This is a genomic window from Arachnia rubra (assembly GCF_019973735.1).
GTDB classification, from domain to species: Bacteria; Actinomycetota; Actinomycetes; order Propionibacteriales; family Propionibacteriaceae; genus Arachnia; species Arachnia rubra.
The window spans coordinates 2,575,589-2,596,204 of the sequence record NZ_AP024463.1; the positions used below are offsets into that span (position 1 = coordinate 2,575,589).

The 20,616-nt window shown below is 62.2% G+C and carries 16 protein-coding genes and 1 CRISPR repeat array; of the genes, 11 read left to right on the forward strand and 5 right to left on the reverse strand.

Annotation, left to right across the window (positions count from 1 at the left end):
• Genes csb2 through cas2 form a run of 5 tightly spaced genes read left to right on the forward strand, consistent with a single transcriptional unit; the run spans nucleotide 1 to nucleotide 7,186 of the window.
• Complete coding sequence (gene csb2 / locus SK1NUM_RS11730) at nucleotides 1-1,413, forward strand: type I-G CRISPR-associated protein Csb2 (protein ID WP_212322180.1); 1,413 nt, start codon at nucleotides 1-3, stop codon at nucleotides 1,411-1,413.
• Nucleotides 1,400-4,288: a type I-G CRISPR-associated helicase/endonuclease Cas3g gene (gene cas3g, locus SK1NUM_RS11735; RefSeq protein WP_212322182.1), complete on the forward strand. Its 2,889-nt coding sequence runs from the start codon at nucleotides 1,400-1,402 to the stop codon at nucleotides 4,286-4,288. Before csb2 ends, cas3g begins: the two co-directional genes overlap by 14 nt.
• Nucleotides 4,285-5,226, forward strand: coding sequence for a type I-G CRISPR-associated protein, Cas3-extension family (locus tag SK1NUM_RS11740; RefSeq protein ID WP_212322184.1), 942 nt, complete (start codon nucleotides 4,285-4,287; stop codon nucleotides 5,224-5,226). The genes cas3g and SK1NUM_RS11740 overlap by 4 nt, the downstream gene beginning before the upstream one ends.
• A 47-nt stretch (nucleotides 5,227-5,273) precedes the next feature.
• Nucleotides 5,274-6,899, forward strand: a complete 1,626-nt coding sequence (gene cas4g/cas1g, locus SK1NUM_RS11745) for a CRISPR-associated endonuclease Cas4g/Cas1g (RefSeq protein ID WP_212322193.1) — start codon at nucleotides 5,274-5,276, stop codon at nucleotides 6,897-6,899.
• The gene (gene cas2, locus SK1NUM_RS11750) at nucleotides 6,896-7,186 is read left to right on the forward strand and encodes a CRISPR-associated endonuclease Cas2 (RefSeq protein WP_212322195.1); all 291 of its coding nucleotides are present in this window, start codon (nucleotides 6,896-6,898) and stop codon (nucleotides 7,184-7,186) included. Before cas4g/cas1g ends, cas2 begins: the two co-directional genes overlap by 4 nt.
• Nucleotides 7,187-7,352: 166 nt before the next feature.
• Nucleotides 7,353-8,988: a CRISPR direct-repeat array (repeat unit 36 nt; unit sequence CTTTTCCCAGCTCCAAAAGCTGGGCTCCATTGCGGC).
• 177 nt (nucleotides 8,989-9,165) lie between these two features.
• On the opposite strand, the gene SK1NUM_RS11755 is transcribed toward cas2, so the two are convergent.
• Nucleotides 9,166-9,921, reverse strand: coding sequence for a transposase family protein (locus tag SK1NUM_RS11755; RefSeq protein ID WP_212321357.1), 756 nt, complete (start codon nucleotides 9,919-9,921; stop codon nucleotides 9,166-9,168).
• A 402-nt stretch (nucleotides 9,922-10,323) separates the two neighbouring features.
• On the opposite strand from SK1NUM_RS11755, the gene SK1NUM_RS11760 reads away from it, so the two are divergent.
• From SK1NUM_RS11760 to SK1NUM_RS11780, 5 genes are all read left to right on the forward strand, one after another.
• Nucleotides 10,324-13,044, forward strand: coding sequence for an adenosylhomocysteinase (locus tag SK1NUM_RS11760; protein WP_212322197.1), 2,721 nt, complete (start codon nucleotides 10,324-10,326; stop codon nucleotides 13,042-13,044).
• An 89-nt stretch (nucleotides 13,045-13,133) separates the two neighbouring features.
• On the forward strand, nucleotides 13,134-13,547 hold the full coding sequence (locus SK1NUM_RS11765; protein ID WP_223927551.1) for a cupin domain-containing protein: 414 nt from the start codon (nucleotides 13,134-13,136) through the stop codon (nucleotides 13,545-13,547).
• A 170-nt stretch (nucleotides 13,548-13,717) separates the two neighbouring features.
• Nucleotides 13,718-14,575: an ABC transporter substrate-binding protein gene (locus tag SK1NUM_RS11770; RefSeq protein WP_212322198.1), complete on the forward strand. Its 858-nt coding sequence runs from the start codon at nucleotides 13,718-13,720 to the stop codon at nucleotides 14,573-14,575.
• A gap of 8 nt (nucleotides 14,576-14,583) precedes the next feature.
• Nucleotides 14,584-15,447: an amino acid ABC transporter permease gene (locus tag SK1NUM_RS11775; protein ID WP_212322199.1), complete on the forward strand. Its 864-nt coding sequence runs from the start codon at nucleotides 14,584-14,586 to the stop codon at nucleotides 15,445-15,447.
• Nucleotides 15,447-16,217: an amino acid ABC transporter ATP-binding protein gene (locus tag SK1NUM_RS11780; protein ID WP_212322200.1), complete on the forward strand. Its 771-nt coding sequence runs from the start codon at nucleotides 15,447-15,449 to the stop codon at nucleotides 16,215-16,217. The genes SK1NUM_RS11775 and SK1NUM_RS11780 overlap by 1 nt, the downstream gene beginning before the upstream one ends.
• 19 nt (nucleotides 16,218-16,236) lie before the next feature.
• On the opposite strand, the gene SK1NUM_RS11785 is transcribed toward SK1NUM_RS11780, so the two are convergent.
• The 4 genes from SK1NUM_RS11785 to SK1NUM_RS11800 form a co-directional block, all read right to left on the reverse strand.
• Nucleotides 16,237-17,106, reverse strand: a complete 870-nt coding sequence (locus SK1NUM_RS11785) for a sensor histidine kinase (RefSeq protein WP_212322201.1) — start codon at nucleotides 17,104-17,106, stop codon at nucleotides 16,237-16,239.
• Nucleotides 17,103-17,798: a response regulator transcription factor gene (locus SK1NUM_RS11790; protein WP_212322202.1), complete on the reverse strand. Its 696-nt coding sequence runs from the start codon at nucleotides 17,796-17,798 to the stop codon at nucleotides 17,103-17,105. Before SK1NUM_RS11790 ends, SK1NUM_RS11785 begins: the two co-directional genes overlap by 4 nt.
• The gene (locus SK1NUM_RS11795; RefSeq protein WP_212322203.1) at nucleotides 17,795-18,421 is read right to left on the reverse strand and encodes a DUF3060 domain-containing protein; all 627 of its coding nucleotides are present in this window, start codon (nucleotides 18,419-18,421) and stop codon (nucleotides 17,795-17,797) included. The genes SK1NUM_RS11790 and SK1NUM_RS11795 overlap by 4 nt, the downstream gene beginning before the upstream one ends.
• A 130-nt stretch (nucleotides 18,422-18,551) precedes the next feature.
• Nucleotides 18,552-19,316, reverse strand: coding sequence for a DUF3060 domain-containing protein (locus SK1NUM_RS11800; protein ID WP_212322205.1), 765 nt, complete (start codon nucleotides 19,314-19,316; stop codon nucleotides 18,552-18,554).
• Between the two features lie 169 nt (nucleotides 19,317-19,485).
• Between SK1NUM_RS11800 and SK1NUM_RS11805 the strand changes: the two genes are divergently transcribed.
• A complete protein-coding gene (locus tag SK1NUM_RS11805; RefSeq protein WP_212322212.1) occupies nucleotides 19,486-20,535 on the forward strand; it encodes a lipoate--protein ligase family protein in 1,050 nt (349 codons plus the stop codon).
• The last annotated feature ends 81 nt before the right edge of the window (nucleotides 20,536-20,616 follow it).

Here is a 20,616-nt window from a genome sequence, read left to right on the forward strand (position 1 = left end):
ATGCCCATCTGCCTCGACATCTGCCTGATGGGCGAGCGCTACGACGCTGGCGACGGCGAGGATCCTCGCTCACCGGAATGGCCTCCGCATCCCGCCCGGGTTTTTGCGGCGCTACGCTCGGTCGCGAAATCCTACGAACTTACTCCGCTCCAGCAACTTGAGCAGCTGCCACCTCCGCTGATCCACGCCATAGTCCTGGCTCCCCACAGTAGGAGCCGGACCTATGTCGTCACAAATGCGACGTCCGAGAAGGGTGGCAACCAAAACCATCCAGGCCATAAAAGCAACAACCTCAAAGAAAGGGTAAGCAGTTTTCCAGCGGACCCCAGAGTTCAATTCCTCTGGACCGATGACGTAGAAATCTCCGATGAGGCTCTGGCCGGCCTCGACGACCTCGCACGACGCGTCCCATACCTTGGCCGCTCAACTTCACCCGTCATCCTGGCCTTCCGCAGAGCAGCGGAGATCGAGCCCTTACCTGGATTGGACATCCTAGAACCCACTGATCGTGGACAGGAGGAGATTTCCCTCAGAGTTCCGTTCCCCGGTTTCCTGGACGAGCTGGAGGCCCTCCACGAAAGCGACCAGCCGTCATGGCAGGCAAGCCGGGCCCGGGCACGCCAGTCCTATCGGGTACAGCGCCCCGACTCCGGAGTCCGCGCCCCCAAGGCCATCACATCCGATTATCCGGATCTGGTTATCCTCCGATTCATCGGCCGGCATCCACCGGGCAATCTTGTAGGCCGTTTCACAGCGGCGCTGCGGAGCAAGGTGCTGTCCCAGACACAGAACCCCCTCCCCCCAGCTCTGCACGGTCACGGGTTCGACGGACATCCCCATGTCGCCTATCTCGGGCTTCCTTTTGCAGGTTTCGAGCACGCCGACGGTCGTCTCGTGGCACTGGCAGTTGCAATACCTGGGCTAGGCCAAGCGGAACGCCGCCGGATCCTGAGAGGCATTCTGGGCGCCGATCCAGACCGGATAGTCGAGCTGCGAGTCCCTGGGTTCAACCACCCCTTCGAGTTGCGCTACTCGCCCAGCGATCCGCTGCCACGCAGCGCGACCGCGGGGCGGTGGATACGCCCCGCAAGACGCTGGGTATCCGCCACTCCCCTGGTGCTGGACCGATATCCGAAGAATGGCGATCTCACCGCGGCAGTCAGTCTCTCCTTCGAACAAGCTGGGCTCCCGGTCCCCATCGGCATCGAGCTAAGCACGCAGCCACTGACCCATGGGGCAGTCCGGCTAGCCCCAGACGAGCTGCCTCAAAGAGCTCATGGGCGGCTCTACCGGCACGTCCGGGTGACTTTCGAACAACCAGTGGAGGGTCCCGTGCTGGCTGGGGCTGGACGTTACTTCGGTGTCGGCCTGTTCGCTCCAGAATTTGGAGGGGAAAACGATGATCGCCAGTGACTTCGACCAGTTCATGCTGGAGGTGCACGGCCACCCTCCATTCCCCTGGCAGTCAGCAGCTGTCGTCGATATCCTCGACAAGGGCTGTTGGCCTTCGCTAGTGGACATTCCCACCGGGCTCGGTAAGACCTCGATGCTCGATGTGGCTGTTTTCGTACTAGCGATGAGCGCTGGCGGCGAGACGCCACCTGGATTGGGGCGGCGACGGATTTTCTTCGTGGTCGACCGCCGGATCGTCGTCGATCAAGCCGAGATGCATGGAAAACGCATCTCTGAGGCCCTCGAAACAGCAACTGGCGGCAGCATCTCTGCTGAGATCGCCGCCCGGATCCGGAAACTATGTGGTTCCTCTGGCGCCAACCCGGTGCTCCCAGTCGTCAAGATGCGGGGCGGGACAACCTGGGATGCGGCATGGCTACCCCGCCCTGACTTGCCCGCAATCATCACCGGCACTGTGGATCAGGTAGGTAGCCGCCTATTCTTCCGCGGCTACGGGGTCAGCACGCGAAGGCGGCCCATCGACGCAGCACTGGTCGGAACCGATTCCGTGATCATGATCGACGAGGCACATCTAGCGCAGGCCTTGATTTCGTCCCTGGGAGCTGCCCATCGCCTGGACTCCAGCCAGATTCTCGGCTTGCCCCAGGCCTCGGTCATCCGCCTCAGCGCCACGAGCGGGGAACAGCCAGAAGGATGGGTTACCTCTTTCGATGAGGAAGCCCATCTACGTGACGTCACGGCTCACAAGCGCCTGACTGCTTCAAAGACGCTGACTTTGGTCACACCTCCTGGAGGGAAAAAGCTCAAACCTCACCAAGCGGTTGAGAAACTGGTGAAGTATGCCGCCGAAGCAGTCACGAGTGACACATCCCGCGTCCTGGTGGTGTGCAACACAGTGGACCGGGCTAGGGAAGTTCACCAAGAGCTCAAGAGTTCCAATAGCCTACTGCAGGGCACCGAAGTTCTCCTGCTTATGGGGCGTTCCCGTCCCTTGGACCGGGAGGCGATAGCAGGCCGGGTGACCGAGCTGTTCGGCGCAGACCGGGATGAAATGCCAAGACCGGCAATACTCGTCGCCACACAGACGGTAGAAGTCGGGATTGACCTCGATGCGACCACCCTCATCACAGAAACCGCCGCTTTTGATGCGCTGATTCAACGCATCGGCAGGCTCAACCGGCGAGGCGAGCTATCACAAGCAAAAGTCGTCGTGGTCGAGGATGGTGATCCAAAGCCTCCGGTCTACGGAGAGTCCAAGATCAAAACCGCTGATTTCCTACGATCCAGCACAGAGGAAACCGGGGTGCTTGATGTTTCGCCGTTGGCGTTGCGACACTTGACCACGCCGGAAGACTTGGCCGCGCATCCTCCGCTACTTCCGCTTCTTCTGCCAGCCCAGCTTGACGCCTGGGTACGTACTGCCCCGGCCCCCACAACCGATCCCCCGCTGGATCCGTACCTGCATGGTATTGACAAGTCAGTGGCGCCGGTCACGTTGGCTTGGCGTGACGGGCTCCTGGATGACTTCGGTGATCGCATTCCAGCTGAGGAGGCTGGTGCATCTATAGATGCCCTACCGCTCCGGGCCGAGGAGTGTATAGAGATTTCCCTTGGAGCGTTGCAACACTGGCTGCTCGGAAAGAAGGCCTGGCCGGTGGGTGACACCGAGGACTACGACGATGCCGACATTCCTTTCGGAGATGACGACGCCGATTCGATGGTGCTTCACCGAACCGAGGGAAAATCGGGTCTGTCTTCCTGGGACTGGGTATCTGCCGATTCGCTGCGCCCAGGCGATATGGTTGTCGCCCCGACCGAGCTGGGTGGGCTCGACCGGTTCGGTTGGGCTCCCACCAGCACGGAGAAAGTAACCGACGTAGCCGAACTGGCCGCTTTCCGACGCGGCCGGGCCGCCTTGCGGCTCGACCCACAGTTGCCTGATCGGCTCGGCCTGCCAGCGCCTTCAAACCTCAGAGATCTCGTGCAGGACTGGCGTAATTGTGATGACCCCGTTGATCGGGATGAGCTCAAGGCAACCATTGTCGGCACAGTCCGTTCCTGGTTGGCTCAACAGGTTGAGCCTGGTGCTGAGAGTGTTTGGACCTCGGCAGACTTCGCTGTTCTTGGCGCCCAGCTCTCTGATCAGGCCGCCCTTACGCAGATCAATGAAGACGCCGTCCCAGTACTACGAGAAATCTCACCAAAGCACGACCTGCCAGATGTGGATGAGGGAAACTCTGACGAGACCTCGCACCTGAATCAACGAGTCACTTTGGCAGTACACCTAAACACTGTGGGAACACGTGCACAGGATATCGCCTGTAACCTGGGCTTGCCTGAGCCGCTTCGCCGAACTGTGGTCGACGCTGCGCGCTGGCACGACTTGGGCAAGGTGGATCCTAGGTTCCAGGCGATGTTGTTCGGCGGGGATCCGATCCGAGCCGAGCTGGCGGATGAGCCACTCGCCAAATCCGGTATGCCTCCAGGTGATCGTCAGCGATACATCCGGGCAAGGACACTCAGCAAGTTGCCGCGAGGCGCCCGGCATGAGGCCTGGTCTGAGGCCCTCGTCACCGAGCATCTTTCAGGCATGCCAGAGGAATACCCCGGGGATCCCGAGTTGCTGTGTCATTTGATCGCAAGCCATCACGGGCACGCCCGGCCTCTCTTGCCGCCTGTGGCCGATAACGGCAAACACGTCTTGACCACAACCGTCGACGGCAAAGAGGTGACCGCTCCATTGCCTATTGGGGTGCGGTTGTCAGATGCCGATCGTTTCGCCCGGCTCAATGCCCGCTACGGCCGATGGGGGCTTGCCCTCTTGGAGGCCATCGTACGGTGCGCTGACATGACTGTGTCCTCGGAGGGATCATGAACAAAGTTAAATTCCCTGCTCTAATCGGTGATTCACCCCTTGCCATACTCGCGGCAATTGGAACGACGCGACTCATCTACGACTTCGCCGATGATGAAGCCCGGCTGGCATGGGATGCAACCGATCATTGCCCCATACTGTTCTCCGCCATCCCGACTGTGGAAGCTGTTGCTGACGAACTGTACAAGATCATCAAGAATATACCAGCAGATGTTGCCGTGCCGAGCGGCCCTGTTGGCTTTCCACCCCCTGGGAGATCTCCCGATAAACTACGGGTAGAGCAGGGAGATCTACCTGATCTAGTATCTAGCCTAGTTTCAGAAAAATCCGATTCTGAAAAAGCCACAGTGCGAGCATGGCTAGGTAGCCTGATAACGGACTTGACTGTTGATTCAAAGAAACGTGGATCAATTAGTAATTTCATCGCCTCATCAGGTGGGCAATCAATCGCCACTATGCTGAAGAACACTCTCACGGTTGTGCAGAAAAAACCAGATTATCTTCTTCAAGCTCTCGTTAAATGGCGTCGTTCACAAAAAGAATGTACTGGCGAATATTTAGATCACCGGGCAGTCTGGAAAGCAATTGAGGACGGTGCTGGTGTTCCTAAGATGCGAGGGGTACCCGGAGCTACCTGGCTTGCACTGATGTCTTATCCACTTTGGATAACAACCGCTACAGGAAAACACGCCCACACAAGTGGTTGGCATCTAATATCCAAACCTCGTGGCTCTGCGAAGGAACTTCGGCTACCGCTCTGGGAAGAACCTATAGGTCCGGCAGCTATCAAAGCGCTAGTAGAACACCCTGCCTTGGATGCTGACATGATGGAATCCTTAAGCCAGGAAGTCCGTCTACTTGGCGTTTTCCACATCTGTCGTGCACGACGCCTAGGTGGAGATCACTCAGCTGGCGTATTAGCTCCGGTAATACGATGACAGTCAGGCCGGATATCCCCGGGCTGCCGGAGATAGTCCCGGCACGCATGCTTAACGAATTCCTGTACTGTCCACGACTTTTTCATCTGGAGTGGGTACAGTCCCGCTTCGCCACCAACGATGATGTGGAGGAGGGCCGCTATGTGCATCGTGTGGTGGATAAAGCGTCAGGGGATCTGCCCGATAAATCTGAGGCCTGGGACGGGAGAGTGGCGCGCTCGGTATCGCTCTCCTCGCCTAGGCTTGGACTGGTGGCGAAACTAGACGTGGTGGAGGACGGCGGAGACGGTTCCGTCATTCCGGTCGACTATAAGAAGGGTCATCCGGACAAGGCCGGGAGGCCGTGGCCCAGCGACAGAATCCAGCTGCTGACCCAGGCGCTGCTGCTACGAGAAGCCGGACATACAGTTCATCGCGCAGAGCTCTGGTACGCTGAAACCCGGCAACGTGTGGCAATTTACGTCGATGAAGCCGCACTCGATGAAGTCTCGGAAACTCTCAAGGAGGTATGGCGTGTAGCGGCAGATCCGAACCCTCCGCCACCCTTGCGAAACAGCCCCAAATGTCCTCGCTGTTCACTAGTCGGAATCTGTCTGCCTGATGAGCTCGGAGCACTAAGAACTCCCCCGAAGGAACGACGGCCACTTAAACGACTACTAGCCCCTATTGTGGAAGGCCGCCCCGTATATGTGACGCTGCAGGGAGCCACGGCAGGAATTCGGCACGAAAGACTAGAGATACGACTCGATGGGGAATTGCAAACCAGCTATCGCCTTATCGACGTGAGTCAGTTATGCATCTTCGGTAACGTAACCGTGTCCTCGCAGGCTCTACGAGAGCTAATGTCCCGCGAACTACCCGTGCTGTGGTTCACATACGGCGGTTGGTTCGCAGGAATGGCTGCCGGACTGCCTGGAAAAAATGTGGATTTGCAAATAGCACAGTTCGGGGCATCAGACAGGGATCGTTTGGCAATCGCCTGTCGAATGATCTCAGGGAAGATTCGCAACAGCAGAACGCTGCTACGTCGGAATTCACGCACTGAGGCTGAGCGTATCGAAAGCCAACTCAAAGAGCTGGCTTCCCAGGCTATTCAAGCCAGCTCTCCTGGCCAGTTATTAGGCATAGAGGGAGCCGCTGCACGACTTTATTTTGGCAGTTTCCCAGCCATGATAGGGGCAAATTCACGCGTAGACATCTCAGGTTTCAAAGAAAACGGACGTTCTCGACGCCCACCGCCTGACCCTCTCAACGCCCTTCTGTCATTCTGCTATTCCCTACTGGTAAAAGATTTGACAGCAACTCTTGCATCGATTGGGTTTGACCCATACTTCGGAGTATTCCACAAACCAAGGTTTGGTCGCCCCGCGCTAGCTTTGGATATAGCAGAGGAGTTTCGTCCGCTGGTGGCTGAGAGCGTGGCGGTGCAGGTCCTGAATAACCGAGAGGTCGGTCCGAATGATTTCCGGCACCGCGCTGGCGGTTGCATGCTGGAGTCAAGTGGACGTAAGGCAGTGCTGCGGGCATACGAACGTCGTCTCGAGCAAGAAATCACACATCCCCAGTTCGGTTATAAAGCGACCTACCGTAGGATCATGGACATCCAAGCCCGTATCCTGGGAGCCTCCCTCACCAAGGAAATCGAACAATACACGGCGATGGTGACTCGATGAAAACACAACGGCGTCGTTATCTAGTGGCTTATGACATCCGTAATCCTGGACGACTCAGACAAATCTGCAAACTGATGGAAGCCCACGGAGAACGACTCCAATACTCCGTCTTCATCTGCGACCTCAACAAGTCAGAACTGATCCATCTAAGATCAGCCGGAGAAGAAATTATGAACCTAGCAGTAGACTCGGTGGTGATTGTTGATTTAGGAGAGATCGGTGAGGACAGGTTCATATTCGTTGGAGCCCGCGAGGAGCTACCCACCCGAGGCCCGCAGATCGTCTAGCGAGCGCTCCAGCGCCCTCCGTCCCCCTGGGGAGCGCTCGCGCCCTAGTCAACGCGAGTTTCCCAAGCCTGTCAGGGAGCAACAACCCGACTCGTCTGCCCCAGAACTTCCGCTGCTCGCAGAGATGTGCAACACTGGTAGTCAGTTGGTGAAAAAATCGCGAGCTCTTTTCCCAGCTCCAAAAGCTGGGCTCCATTGCGGCCGGGTCTTGCGCGACCATAGCGGGGAGTTGCTGCCGCTTTTCCCAGCTCCAAAAGCTGGGCTCCATTGCGGCAGCAGGACACGCTCGACTTCGGCATTGACGTTGTAGCTTTTCCCAGCTCCAAAAGCTGGGCTCCATTGCGGCATCGCACACCCACGAGAACTCCCCCTGGAGGAGGTCGGCTTTTCCCAGCTCCAAAAGCTGGGCTCCATTGCGGCACGTAAACAAGGTTTGCTAGTCAAGTGGGGTGGCTGGCCCTTTTCCCAGCTCCAAAAGCTGGGCTCCATTGCGGCCCATCGGGACCGACTCCTGGAGATACCTCGGGCCGCCTTTTCCCAGCTCCAAAAGCTGGGCTCCATTGCGGCTTGGCTCTGCAACTTGGCGAGGTAGGTAGCCAGCTCTGCTTTTCCCAGCTCCAAAAGCTGGGCTCCATTGCGGCGAGACGAGTCGGTGTTGCTGACGGCGGATGCTGGCGACTTTTCCCAGCTCCAAAAGCTGGGCTCCATTGCGGCGTGTCCGCCTTTGCCGTGGACGAGGATGGATCGTCCCTTTTCCCAGCTCCAAAAGCTGGGCTCCATTGCGGCCATTTCGGTAACGCGAAGGAATGGCATGCTGCGGCTCCTTTTCCCAGCTCCAAAAGCTGGGCTCCATTGCGGCGACTGGACACTCTGGCTGGAGGACTCGGTCGGACGGGACTTTTCCCAGCTCCAAAAGCTGGGCTCCATTGCGGCGACTGGACACTCTGGCTGGAGGACTCGGTCGGACGGGACTTTTCCCAGCTCCAAAAGCTGGGCTCCATTGCGGCTGGATGGCCTCGGTCACCACCTCTTCGGTGAGGGCCCTTTTCCCAGCTCCAAAAGCTGGGCTCCATTGCGGCCGAGGATCCTGGACGAAGTAGGTTTGGACTTCGATGGCTTTTCCCAGCTCCAAAAGCTGGGCTCCATTGCGGCACGGCCGCGTCCCAGGTCGGTGACATCGAGTTGATCCTTTTCCCAGCTCCAAAAGCTGGGCTCCATTGCGGCCGGATGTACCAGATGTGGCTGGCGGTGATTTCGACTTTTCCCAGCTCCAAAAGCTGGGCTCCATTGCGGCAGGGCTGGTCAGTGGCGGTTGATGTGTGGCGTGACCACTTTTCCCAGCTCCAAAAGCTGGGCTCCATTGCGGCCGGATGTACCAGATGTGGCTGGCGGTGATTTCGACTTTTCCCAGCTCCAAAAGCTGGGCTCCATTGCGGCAGGCCGCTGATGCAGGTTGGCGAGGTCGTGGGTGCCTGCTTTTCCCAGCTCCAAAAGCTGGGCTCCATTGCGGCATGCTCCTCGCGTGGCTGATCAACAAAGGGGCTATCTTCTTTTCCCAGCTCCAAAAGCTGGGCTCCATTGCGGCAGGTATCTGCGGCCGGGGCATGAACCGGAGGACGTGCTTTTCCCAGCTCCAAAAGCTGGGCTCCATTGCGGCGCGATGAAGAGAACCACCCCGCCTGCCAGGATTGATCTTTTCCCAGCTCCAAAAGCTGGGCTCCATTGCGGGGCTTCGATGATCAGGAGCTGTATGAGTATGCGGTGAGCTTTTCCCAGCTCCAAAAGCTGGGCTCCATTGCAACTATTTTATTTGTCGCTAAATAAATCAATCGGCTATCTTTTTAAACTATAAAAGCTGGACCCGTTGAGGGTTTTATATATTCCCCGTTCAGCATTCTCAAAAATTGAACATCGACTCTAACTTAATATCGAATCTTGGACATGAATCTTCCCAGATCAGCATATATTAGGAGGCTTATTCATAGACTGTAGGCGAAGATGAGTCCTGTGACGGCTTGTATTGTGGTTTCGAAGGTGTTGTAGGGGCGGCGGTAATCGGTGTGTAGAACACGCCAGGTTTTGACGTTCGCGATGACACGTTCGATGAGGTAGCGGACGCGGTTGATGGTCGTGTTGTTTCTTTTGTCGCTGTCGGTGAGTTCACCATGGGCGGGTTTCTTCGCGGGGGTGATCATCCCCAATCCGATGTAGCCTTTGTCTCCAATATGACTTTGACTGTCGAGGGCTGCGAGGAAGCCGGATTCCTTGATGGCCTTTGCATCATGCACACTACCCGGCAGGGGCGGGGAGATCCAGGCGAGCTGTCCGGCCAGGGTGCAGGCCACTTGCAGGTTCACCCCCGTCGTGTGGTGCTTGCCTGAGTACAGCTCGGGACGGTCGTGCCACGACCAGCAGGACACCAGAGTACCGTCGATGATGTACTGACGGTCCGGGTCGAGGTCCCCCACACTGGGCACCCAGTTCTGGAGGGCTTCGGCGATCAGGGGAGTGTAGACCGCCACCACTCGTGAGATGGTGGCTTGGGAGACTGTGTGGATGTCGGCCAGCAACTCCTGGGTGAGATTGTGCCGCAATATCAACACAGTGACCTGGATACAGCGGAACAAGCCCAGGACACGGGACCCTGCCGGGGGAAGGTTTCCGGAACGGGATGTGTGGATCAGTTCGCACAGGTTGAGGATCTGGTCACGGTCAAGGCTTGTGGTAGTATTCACGGCGGCGGCTTGTCTTTCATCTGAGGGTTTTCTTTCTGCATTTTGAATTATCTCAGATCGGGCAAGCCGCCCTCACATCCCCCTCGGGTAAAGTGTTAGCTGGGGAAAGCCAAAACACCCCTATGAATAAGCCTCTAGGCACACTCGGGCAATCAACTTATCATAGATAATTTTTGACTTAATCTCTACGACATATCATGGCAAATAAACCCCTATGGTTGCTCATATTTAGCACGGTTGACATAAATTCAACATTTCTACTTTGTTATAAACTAGTTTGCCGGCGTCTCGGAGGCCTCTTTTGCTGAGAGCTGGCAGACTGTTCGCATCATGACCTCTGACGGAAGGGCAGCTGATGACTGACGACCTTGTCGCGGCTACAGCAGAAGGGCGGCAGACCGAGTGACCGACCGCTCCGCCGCGCAGCTAGCGCTTCGCCGGTTCGCGGCTGCCACCAACCTCAGCATCCCCGGGCGGGCGTTCTGCACTCCCCGGAACCGTCAGCTGGCACGGGTTCTGCGGGCTATGGGCGCTCGGCTCGGGACGCCGGATGCCACTGCTGTCTTCGCGGACTCGCCGGTCGAGGGAATGATCACCGTCACCGCGGACTCTGTGTTTGCCCCCGACGGGAGCATTCTCTCCCCCGCTGACTCGCCCGAGGACCGCCTGGCCTGGGCGCGATCCCACATGCCGGTGACGCTCGACGCCGCCTCCAGCCTCGACCTGACAGGCGTACGGATCGGGGTAGCGCTGGTCCTGGAGCCGAAGACCGCTGTGCTGGCGCTGGCGCTGGCGGATGCGGGCGCTGAGGTCTTCGTGTTTGGCCACGCCGAGGAGGTACGCCCTGCCGTGGCCGACGCCCTGCGGCAGGCGGGGCTGACCGTCTTCGCCGACCCGGACCCCACCCGGGAGGAGCAGCTCGCCCGCGACTTCCTGTCCTGTGGCTTGCATCTTCTCCTGGACGACGGCTCACACCTGATCCGGCTCGCCCACGAGGTCGAGGGTGCTCTGGATCACCTGATCGGCGCGGCTGAGGAAACCACCTCTGGGCTACGCCCGCTCCGGGAATGGCAGCAGGCAGGCAGGCTGCGGATTCCCGTCATGGCCTCCAACGATGCCCGCACCAAGACACTGTTCGACAACGCCTACGGCACGGGCCAGTCCTGCCTGATGACCATCCTTGACCTCCTCGACCCAGGCCAGCACGGCTGGCCGCTCTGGGACAAGCAGGTGGTCGTGGCGGGATACGGCGACGTCGGCCACGGCTTCGCGAAACTCACCGCCGCGCTCGGCGGGCGGGTCGCCGTCGCTGAGCTGGATCCGGTCCGCGAACTCCAGGCCCGCATGGACGGGCACCGCACCGGACCCCTCGATGCCCTCGTCACGGACGCCGACCTGGTCGTCTCAGCCACGGGCGTGCGTCACACCATCACGGCCGCCCACCTGACACAGCTGCGCCAAGGCGCCGTCGTCGCTGTCATCGGCGGGGTGGAGCAGGAGGTCGCGATGGCCGACGCCGAGGCAGCCGGAGCGCATTGGGTCAGTGACGACGTCATGGCCCTGCGAAGCGGTCGGGCTGTGCGCATCCTAGATCGGGGGAACTGCATCAACGTCACAGCCGGCGAAGGCAATCCCATCGAGATCATGGACCTCTCCTTCGGCGTCCAGGTGGCAGCGATACGACACCTTCTGAACCACCGCGACCTGCCCCCCGGAGTGCACTCACTGCCGCGGGAGGCCGACGACGCCGTCGCCCGGGCCGCCCTCACCACCGCCACGCCGGGTTCCCCGCACCCACCACTGCCCAGGCATGCCCCAGAACCGGTGCAGGTCTACTCCGCCGGCCTGGTCATCCCCATCACCGCCCCCTCCGTGCTGGGCGGAGCGGTCGCGGTGCGTGGGAGGCGCATCCTGCATGTCGGGGAGCGCGACTGGGTGGTGCGCGCACTACGGGAAGACGGCATCCGCTTCACGGAGGTCCACTGGCCGGGCGTCATCCTTCCTGGCCTGGTCAACGCCCACACGCATCTCCAATACACCAGCATGGCGGTGCTCGGGCACGGCCAATACCACGGATTCGACGACTGGGCCCAAGCCTTCAACCAGATCTACGATGCCCAGGCCCTCGACTGGGCATCCTCCGCACGCCAGGGAGCGCAGCTGAGCCTGCGGCACGGCGTGACGACGGTCGCCGACGTCGTCACCGACCCCTCGGCCGCCTCGGCCCTGCACGATGCGGGCCTGCACGGGGTGGCGTACTGGGAGGTCATGGACTGGACCAACGAGGATTGGGCCAGCCACGGGCAGGACGAGGTGATCGCGGCGCTGGAGGGGATGCCCACCCCGCCCGCGGTGGGACTGTCACCACACGCCCCCTACTCGCTGGATGCGAGACCCCTGCTCGACCTGCCCGACATCGCCCGGCAGCGGGGATTGCGGCTGCACATCCACCTGGGTGAGTCGCAGCTGGAAGCCGAATGGGCCGAGGGACGCGAGGGCGACCTGGCGGACCTGTGGCGCTCCGATGTCTCCACCTCCTTCACGGCGCTGCGCGCCAGGGGTGTCGGGCACTCGGCGGCCCGGTTCGTCGACGAGCTCGGGGTGCTCGGTCCCGACTGTCACGTGGCGCACGGCGTCTACATGACCGCCGACGACCGGCGGCGGCTGCGCGCCCGCTCCACGACGGTGGCTCTGTGCCCACGCTCCAACCGGGTGATCGGGCTCGCTGCTCCCCCCGTCGCGGCCTACCTGGCGGAGGGCAATCAGATCGCGGTGGGAACTGACTCGCTCTCCTCGTCGCCGTCGCTTGATGTGCTGGGTGAGCTGCCCGAACTCTACGACCTGGCCCGGGAGCAGGGGTACGCCCACACCGACCTCGGCCGCCGCCTGCTGCATGCCGCGACGCTGGGGGGCGCGACGGCGCTCGGCCTGGGAACCGGCCGCAACCGGGTGGGACAGCTGCAGGCCGGAGCGATCGCCGACATGGTGATCCTCGACGTGCCCGTCAGCGACGTCATCGGCACCATCGACGACGTGGTCCGGCTGGGTGCAGGCCGCCAGGTCGCGACGCTGATCGAGGGCCAGCTGCGCTGGCGTGATGACCGCTTCCCAGGGATGACATGATTGCTCGCCAATCTGCCGATGAGGTTCACATGGTACGCGCCCCGCATACGCCCCGCTGGCTCATGCCAGTGAGTCCTAGGCTATGAGCCGTGAATGACGACGTTTTGCGCCTCACGGACTCCCTCGGCCTGACCCCTCACCCGGAGGGCGGATGGTTCCGGCGGACGTGGACGGCACCTGTCCGGGTGGACACCCCGAATGGGGAACGCGCCACAGCATCGGCGATCCTCTTCCTGCTCGGTGAGGACATGGAGGCCGCCTGGCATGTCGTGAGCTCGGATGAGTTGTGGCTCTGGCATGGGCCCGGGAGCCTGGAGATCCACGACGGCGGGAACGGCCCAGAGCCTGTCGAGGATCCGCAGCCGAGGATCATCGACAGCGCAACGGTGCAGCATCTGGTGCCTGCCGGGCGCTGGCAGCGCACCTTCGCCCGTGGCTCTCACTGCCTGGCGACCTGCGTCGTCTCGCCGGAGTTCACCTATGACGACTGGCAACTGGCCTGAAAGCCAAGGCAACCAAGCGAAACGCTATGGACCGTACCCCAAGCGAGGCTAACGAAGCGAGGTGCCGCATCCAGGGACGACGGACACCGGCGAAATTACGACTTGCGGCACTAGGCTGTGCATGAACTCAGCTGGCCCGTCCCGGGACCTGACCTTTAGGAGCATCAGAAATGGCCTTCCTCCTCACCCGTCGTGCTGCGCTCACCGCATTGGCTGGCACCGCCCTGCTCAGCGCCTGCACGATCGCAGACGATGGGAAGAACACCTCATCGGCTGGCACTTCCTCCGAAGGCGCACTGAGCACCGTCACCCAGGGCAAGCTGACCATCGCCACCGGTGAACCGGCCTACTCCCCTTGGGTGGAGGACAACGACCCCGCCTCCGGCAAAGGCTTCGAGGCCGCAGTCGCCTACGCCGTCGCTGGGAAACTGGGCTTTGCAAACTCGGATGTGGTCTGGGTGCGCACCACCTTCGATGCTGCTGTCGCGCCTGGCGCCAAGGACTGGGATTTCAACCTGCAGCAGTTCTCCATCACCGAGGAGCGCAAGAACGCCGTCGACTTCTCCTCGCCCTACTACACCAGCGCCCAGGCCGTGGTGACTCTGAAGAGCTCACCGGTGGCCAGCGCAACCAGTATCGAGGCTCTCAAGGGCGCTCTGCTGGGTGCGCAGACCGGGACCACAAGCTACAAGACCCTGACGGAAAAGGTGGCGCCGACAACGACCCCTGCTGTCTTCAACAGCTCGCAGGACACGGTCCAGGCGCTCAAAGGCGGCCAGGTGGATGCGATTGTGGTCGACCTGCCGACAGCGCTGTACCTGGTGGCCACCGAACTGGACAACGGGGTCGCGATCGGCCAGTTCGCCGACACCACCGGCGGCGACCAGTACGGCCTGGTGCTGCCGAAGGGGTCCGCCCTGACTGCCCCCGTCACCCAGGCTGTTGATGCCCTCCGCGCCGACGGCACTCTCGACTCCCTGGTCAAGACCTGGCTGACAGACTCGGTCAACGTCCCCGTCCTGAGCTGAGCCGGCTGATGAACAGCACAGTCGACGACCTCGAGAACATCAGCCAGGTAGAGCTCGGAAGGCGCAGCTACCGCCGGCAGCAGACCATCAGGTCGGTGCTGATCTCAGCGGTCTCCACAGTCGCATTCGCAGTGGTGATCTGGCTGATCCTGGAGAACTCCCCTGGCTGGCAGATCACCCGCGAGACGTTCTTCTCGGCACGTTACTTCGTGGAGGCGCTGCCTGCCGTGGCCATGGGGCTGTGGCTCAATATCCAGATCCTGTTCTTCGCTGTAATCGGCGTCGCGATCCTGGCAGTGATCCTGGCGACGCTCCGGTCGCTGCGGGGCCCGGTGTTCTTCCCGCTGCGTTTCTTCGCCGCCGCCTACACGGACCTGTTCCGCGGCATGCCGTTCCTCATCGTGCTGTACCTGATCGGTTTCGGTATCCCGGCGCTCAATCCGGCTACCCGCATCCCGGCGGCGCTGCTCGGCACGGTCGCGCTGATCCTCACCTACTCGTCCTACGTGGCGGAGGTGCTGCGCGCCGGGCTGGAGGCGGTGCATCCATCGCAGCGATTCGCAGCCCGCTCCCTGGGGCTCAGCCACAGCCAGGCGCTGCGTTACGTGGTCATACCGCAGGCGGTGCGGAAGGTGACCCCGGCCCTGATGAACGACTTCATCTCGATGCAGAAGGACGTCGGTCTGATCTCCGTGCTGGGCGCTGTGGATGCGATCCGTGCCGCGCAAATCCAGCAGGCCAACACGTACAATTTCACCTCCTACGTGGTGGCGGGCCTGCTGTTCGTCGTCTTCAGCTGGCCATTCATCCGGCTCTCGGACTGGTACACAGCGCGGCTACGTGAACGCGAGCAGACGGGAGGTGCGGTCTGATGGCCAAGCTGCAGCCTGCTAGCCCTGAAAACCACACGGGCCCGGTCCTTGACATGCAGGGGGTGGTCAAGCGATTCGGCCGCAACGTGGTGCTGCGGGGTCTCGACCTGGCCATCGCCAGCCACGAGGTGGTGGTGCTGCTGGGAGCGTCGGGCTCTGGGAAGTCGACGCTGCTGCGCACCGCGAACCTCCTGGAGAGAGTCGACGACGGGCAGATTTTCCTCTCCGGGGCAGACATCACCGACCCCCGCATCGACGTCGACGCCGTGCGCGCCCGGATCGGAGTGGTGTTCCAGCACTACAACCTGTTCCCGCACCTGAGTGTGCTGGACAACATCACCCTGGCAGCGCGGAAGGTGCACGGCATCGCCCGCGACGCCGCGGAGACCAGGGGCAAGGAGCTGCTGGAGCGCATCGGCCTGAGCGACAAGGCCGCTGCGTTTCCCGACCGGCTCTCCGGCGGGCAGCAGCAGCGCGTCGCGATCGTCCGGGCCCTGGCCACCGATCCCGAACTCCTCCTGCTCGACGAGATCACCTCGGCCCTCGACCCGGTGCTGGTGGGCGAGGTCCTGGATCTGGTGCTGGACCTGAAGTCGACGGGCTCGACCATTCTGATGGCCACCCACGAGATCGGGTTCGCGCGCTCCGCAGCCGACCGGGTCGTCTTCCTGGAACAGGGACGCATCGTCGAGCAAGGACCTCCGGAGCAGGTGATCGACGACCCACAGGACCCAGCCACCAAGGACTTCCTGGCTCGCGTGCTCCACTAGGGGCTCTCCCCTGCGGCATCTACAGCAGCGGCAGGCGCATCCTGACGGTGGTTCCACGTCCCTCGATGGAGCTGAGCTCACAGGAGCCACCAAGACGCCGCAACACGGCAGCCACCATCGGCAGGCCCAGACCGTTGCCGGGAATGTGGCGGACCTCCTTGGAACGGGCCAGCTCGCCCCAGACCTGGTCCACCTCGGAGGCCGGGATGCCGCGACCCGTGTCCGAGACGTCCACCACCACATGCCCGCGGTCCTCGATTCCCCGCACCTCTAAAGTCGCGCCGGGCGAAGAGTACTTCACGGCATTGCTCATCACGTTGTAGAGAGCCAGGAACACCAGGTCGCGGTCGCCGCGCACGGGAGGCAGCGGGCGGGGCGCCCGGGGAAATGCCACCACCAGGTCGCGGTCCTGTGGCACCGTGGTCTCGATCGCCTCCGTGGCAACTTCCGTGATGTCCACGGGCTCGTCGGCCACCGGGTAGGAGTCGATCTCGCTGATCTTGCGGAGCTCGGCGACGAGCGAGGCCAGCCGGTCCACCTGGGCGCGCATCGATTCCGCGAGCGCCACGTCCTGCACCTCGCCGATCCCCATCCGCAACGCCATGAGGGGATTCTTCAGTTCATGGTCGAGCCTCCCGACGAAGGTGCGGTGCGCTTCCCGGGCCTGCGCCCTGGCGCGCTCCGTGGCCTCCTCGACGGCGCGGCGGCCTTTGCCCCGGCGCCACCGCAGCACAACTACCACGCCCAGCACCAGCACCCCCAGCAGCAGCGGCAGCACCCACACCTCGATACCCACTTTGAAGATGCGGGTTTCCCCGGCGATCCGCAGGCCAGCAGATGCGATGAGGCCGGCCACGCCGATGGCCCACACCCAGCCCAGCCTCCTCACGCGGCACGAACCTCGGGGTGGAACCGGTACCCGACTCCCTGGACGGTGTCGATGACCTCAAGGCCCCGGGCGCCCAGCACCTTGCGCAGTTCCGCGACACGATGGTCGACGGCCCGGGTGGTGATGGCGAACTCGACGCCCCACACCTGCTCCAGGAGGTGGTCGCGGCCGAAGGTCTCACCGTGATGCACCATCAGATACTCCAGCAGAGCCAGGGCCTTCGGGGTCAACTGCACGGCCTGCCCGCGGACAGTCGCGGTCTTGGCCAGCCGGTCCAGTTCCAACCCACCGCCGGTTATCCGGGATGCGTGGGTGAGGGTTTGTCCCACCTGGCCGCGCCGCAGCACCGCTCGGATGCGGGCCACCAGCTCAGCCGGGTCGAAGGGCTTGTTGAGATAGTCGTCGGCTCCCTTCTCCAAGGCATCGGCGCGGGTACCGGACTGGCCGACCCCGGTCAGCAGGATCACGGGTGTCCAGTCGCCGCCTCGGCGCAGCCGGGCCAGCACCTCCCGTCCGTCGGCGCGAGGCATCAAAACGTCCAGGACGATCAGATCGGGATGCCGTGTGCGGACCAGCTCAAGCGCCTCGACGCCGTCGGCGGCGGTGAAGGCGACGAACCCCGCCCGCTCCAGGGTGCGGGCGAGGTGGTCGCGGATCATGGGGTCGTCGTCGACGACCAGGACAGCTGTCATGCGATGGTGTTGCCGGTGCCCTTGTCGTCCTTCTTCTTGGCCCCCTGAGATATGACGGTGTTGCCGTTACCAGTCAGCTTCACCGCGTCCAGGTCGTCGGGGACAGTCACGGAGTTGCCGTTGGCGGAGATCTCCACCTCGTCGAGGTCCTTGCCGGTGACGTTGTTCCCCTCGCCCTCGATGATCAGCTTGTCAGCAGACTCGAAGGTGATGACGTTGCCACCGCCCTTGACGGTGATGGTGTCGCAGTGCCCCGTCAAGGTGACCGAGCCATTGCTCCCGGTGATGGTGGACTGGCCGGAGCAGGGCTTGCCGTCGCTGTCGCTCTTGTCGTCCTTGTCACTCTTATCGTCGCTGTCATCGCTGGAGCTCTTGTCGCTGCTGCTATTGCCGGAACCACCTGCGCCCTCGGTGGCACCAACGCTGACCCCGCCAGGACCGACGGAGACGCCGGGAGCGTTCACAGATCCCCCGTCCTTGCTGGCATTGCCTCCGGCCTGGGTGGTAGAGACGGCCTGCGAGTTATCGGCAGACTTGGTCTCAGTGCCGGCAGCGCAGGCGGACAGTCCCAGGGCGGCGACGGCTGCGGCAGCGAGCGCGGTGCGGATCAGGTTGATTTTCATTTTTCTCCACAGGCATGAGTGGGCGGGAGGGAACAGCCATATTGTGCCGGGAAGAGACATTGCCGGATCAACCACCCCACCCGGTTACACCAGGTAGTGCTGGTAGGGGTGCCGGGATCTTAGGGATCGCTCAGGAGACGGTGTTGTTGGACCCCGTGTCCTTGACGTTCTTGACACCACCGCTGGCGGTGACCGTGGCGTTGTTACCGGAGATCTCCACCTCGCTGAGCCTGCCGCTGGAGGTGACAGTGGCGTTGCTCCCCGTGATCTCGGCCTGCGAGATATCACCGCCTGTGATATCGGCGTTATTGCCCTGAACTATGAGCCGGCCCACCGACTCGTAGCTGACGGTGGCGTTGCCGCCCTTGATGGTGATGGAGGCGCAGTGACCTGAGAACGTGGCCTCGGCATTGTTGTTCGTCACCACCACGTCATCGTCGCCGTCGCAGGTCCTGGAGACCGAGCCTCCGGCCGGTGAGTCCGTAGCAGACCCATCGGATGTATCAGATGTGGACGGTGTGTCGGATGCGGACGGTCTCTTGGACACGGAAATCCCATCCGGGCCAACCGAGATGCCGGGCGCTGTGACGCTACCGTCAGATCCGACGGAGACCCCGGGAGCCGAGATGTTGCCGTCGGATCCCACGCTGACACCGGGAGCGGAAATCCCACCTGGTCCGACGGAAACCCCTGGAGCCGTAACGCTACCGTCAGACGCGGTGCTCGATGCGGAGGCGGTGCTCGACGCGGCGGGGGAGACGGGCGCCGACTGCGTGCTGCCACCACCCACGGGCGCATCTTTCGGCGTGGCCTCAAGACCCGCGGAGCAGGCGGCGAACCCGAGGCTGGCGACAGCAGCTGCGGCGAGGGCGGTGCGGACAAGCATGGTCTTCATGACTGCTCCTTCAGGAGGTGGTTTGCGTGTGACGCATCAAGCATGTCGGGTTTCAGCGGCACGGACCGCGTTCGTCGCAGGATTGCGACAACCACCCCGCCGCCGGAACCATCCACTGCCGGATGACAAGGCATATACGTATCCCGCAATCTCCCGTAGGCTCCACTGCATGCATGGCGAATACAAGGTGCCGGACGGAAAACTGGTGGCGGTCGACCTGGAGGTCTCCGACGGGCGATTGACCGATGTGGTGGTCTCCGGCGACTTCTTCCTGGAACCAGACGATGCGCTAGATGACATCGTGCAGGCGCTGAACGGCCTGCCACACAACTCCTCCGTGGCGGACCTGGCAGCGGCCATCAACACCCGGCTGCCAGAAGGGACACGGATGCTGGGCTTCTCCCCGGAGGCGGTGGGCATCGCGGTGCGGCGCGCGCTGGGGCACGCCACGAACTGGGACGACCACACCTTCGACGTCATCGGTCCGGTCACTCTCGACCCACGGCTGCACGTCGCCCTCGACGAGGTGCTGGCGGGCCGCCTGGCGCGCGGGGAGATCGGGCCGTCCCTGCGCATCTGGGACTGGAACCAGCCGCTGGTCGTGATCGGCTCCTTCCAGAGCTACCGCAACGAGATCGACGAGGAGGGGCGCGAACGTCACGGCATCAACGTGGTGCGCCGCATCACGGGCGGTGGCGCGATGTTCATGGAGCCCGGCAACTGCGTCACCTATTCCTTGCTGGTGCCGGGGTCGCTGGTGGAAGGCCTGAGCTTTGAACGCAGCTACGAGTTCCTGGACCAGTGGGTGATGGGCGCGCTCGCGGAGCTGGGGGTCAAGGCCCGCTACGTTCCGCTCAACGACATCGCCTCCGAGAAGGGCAAGATCGCGGGCGCGGCGCAGCGGCGGCTCACCAGCGGAGTGGTGCTGCACCACGTCACGATGGCCTACGACATCGACGCCGACAAGATGCTCCAAGTGCTGCGCATCGGGCGAGAGAAACTCTCGGACAAGGGAACGAAATCGGCGAACAAACGTGTCGATCCCCTGCGCTCCCAGACCCAGATGCCCCGGGACGAGATCATCGCGTCCTTCCTGAAGCACTTCGAGTCGCGCTACTCCACCCGCCGCCGCGACTACACCGACGACGAGCTCTCAGCAGCCGCGGAGCTAGTGGAAAATAAGTTCGCCACGAAGGAATGGACCAGGCGTATCCCCTAGTAGATCCCAGTTTCCGGTTCCGTCACCCAGAGAATCCACATCCAGGCGATTTAAGGACACCCCGTCGGGTTCCGCGACACC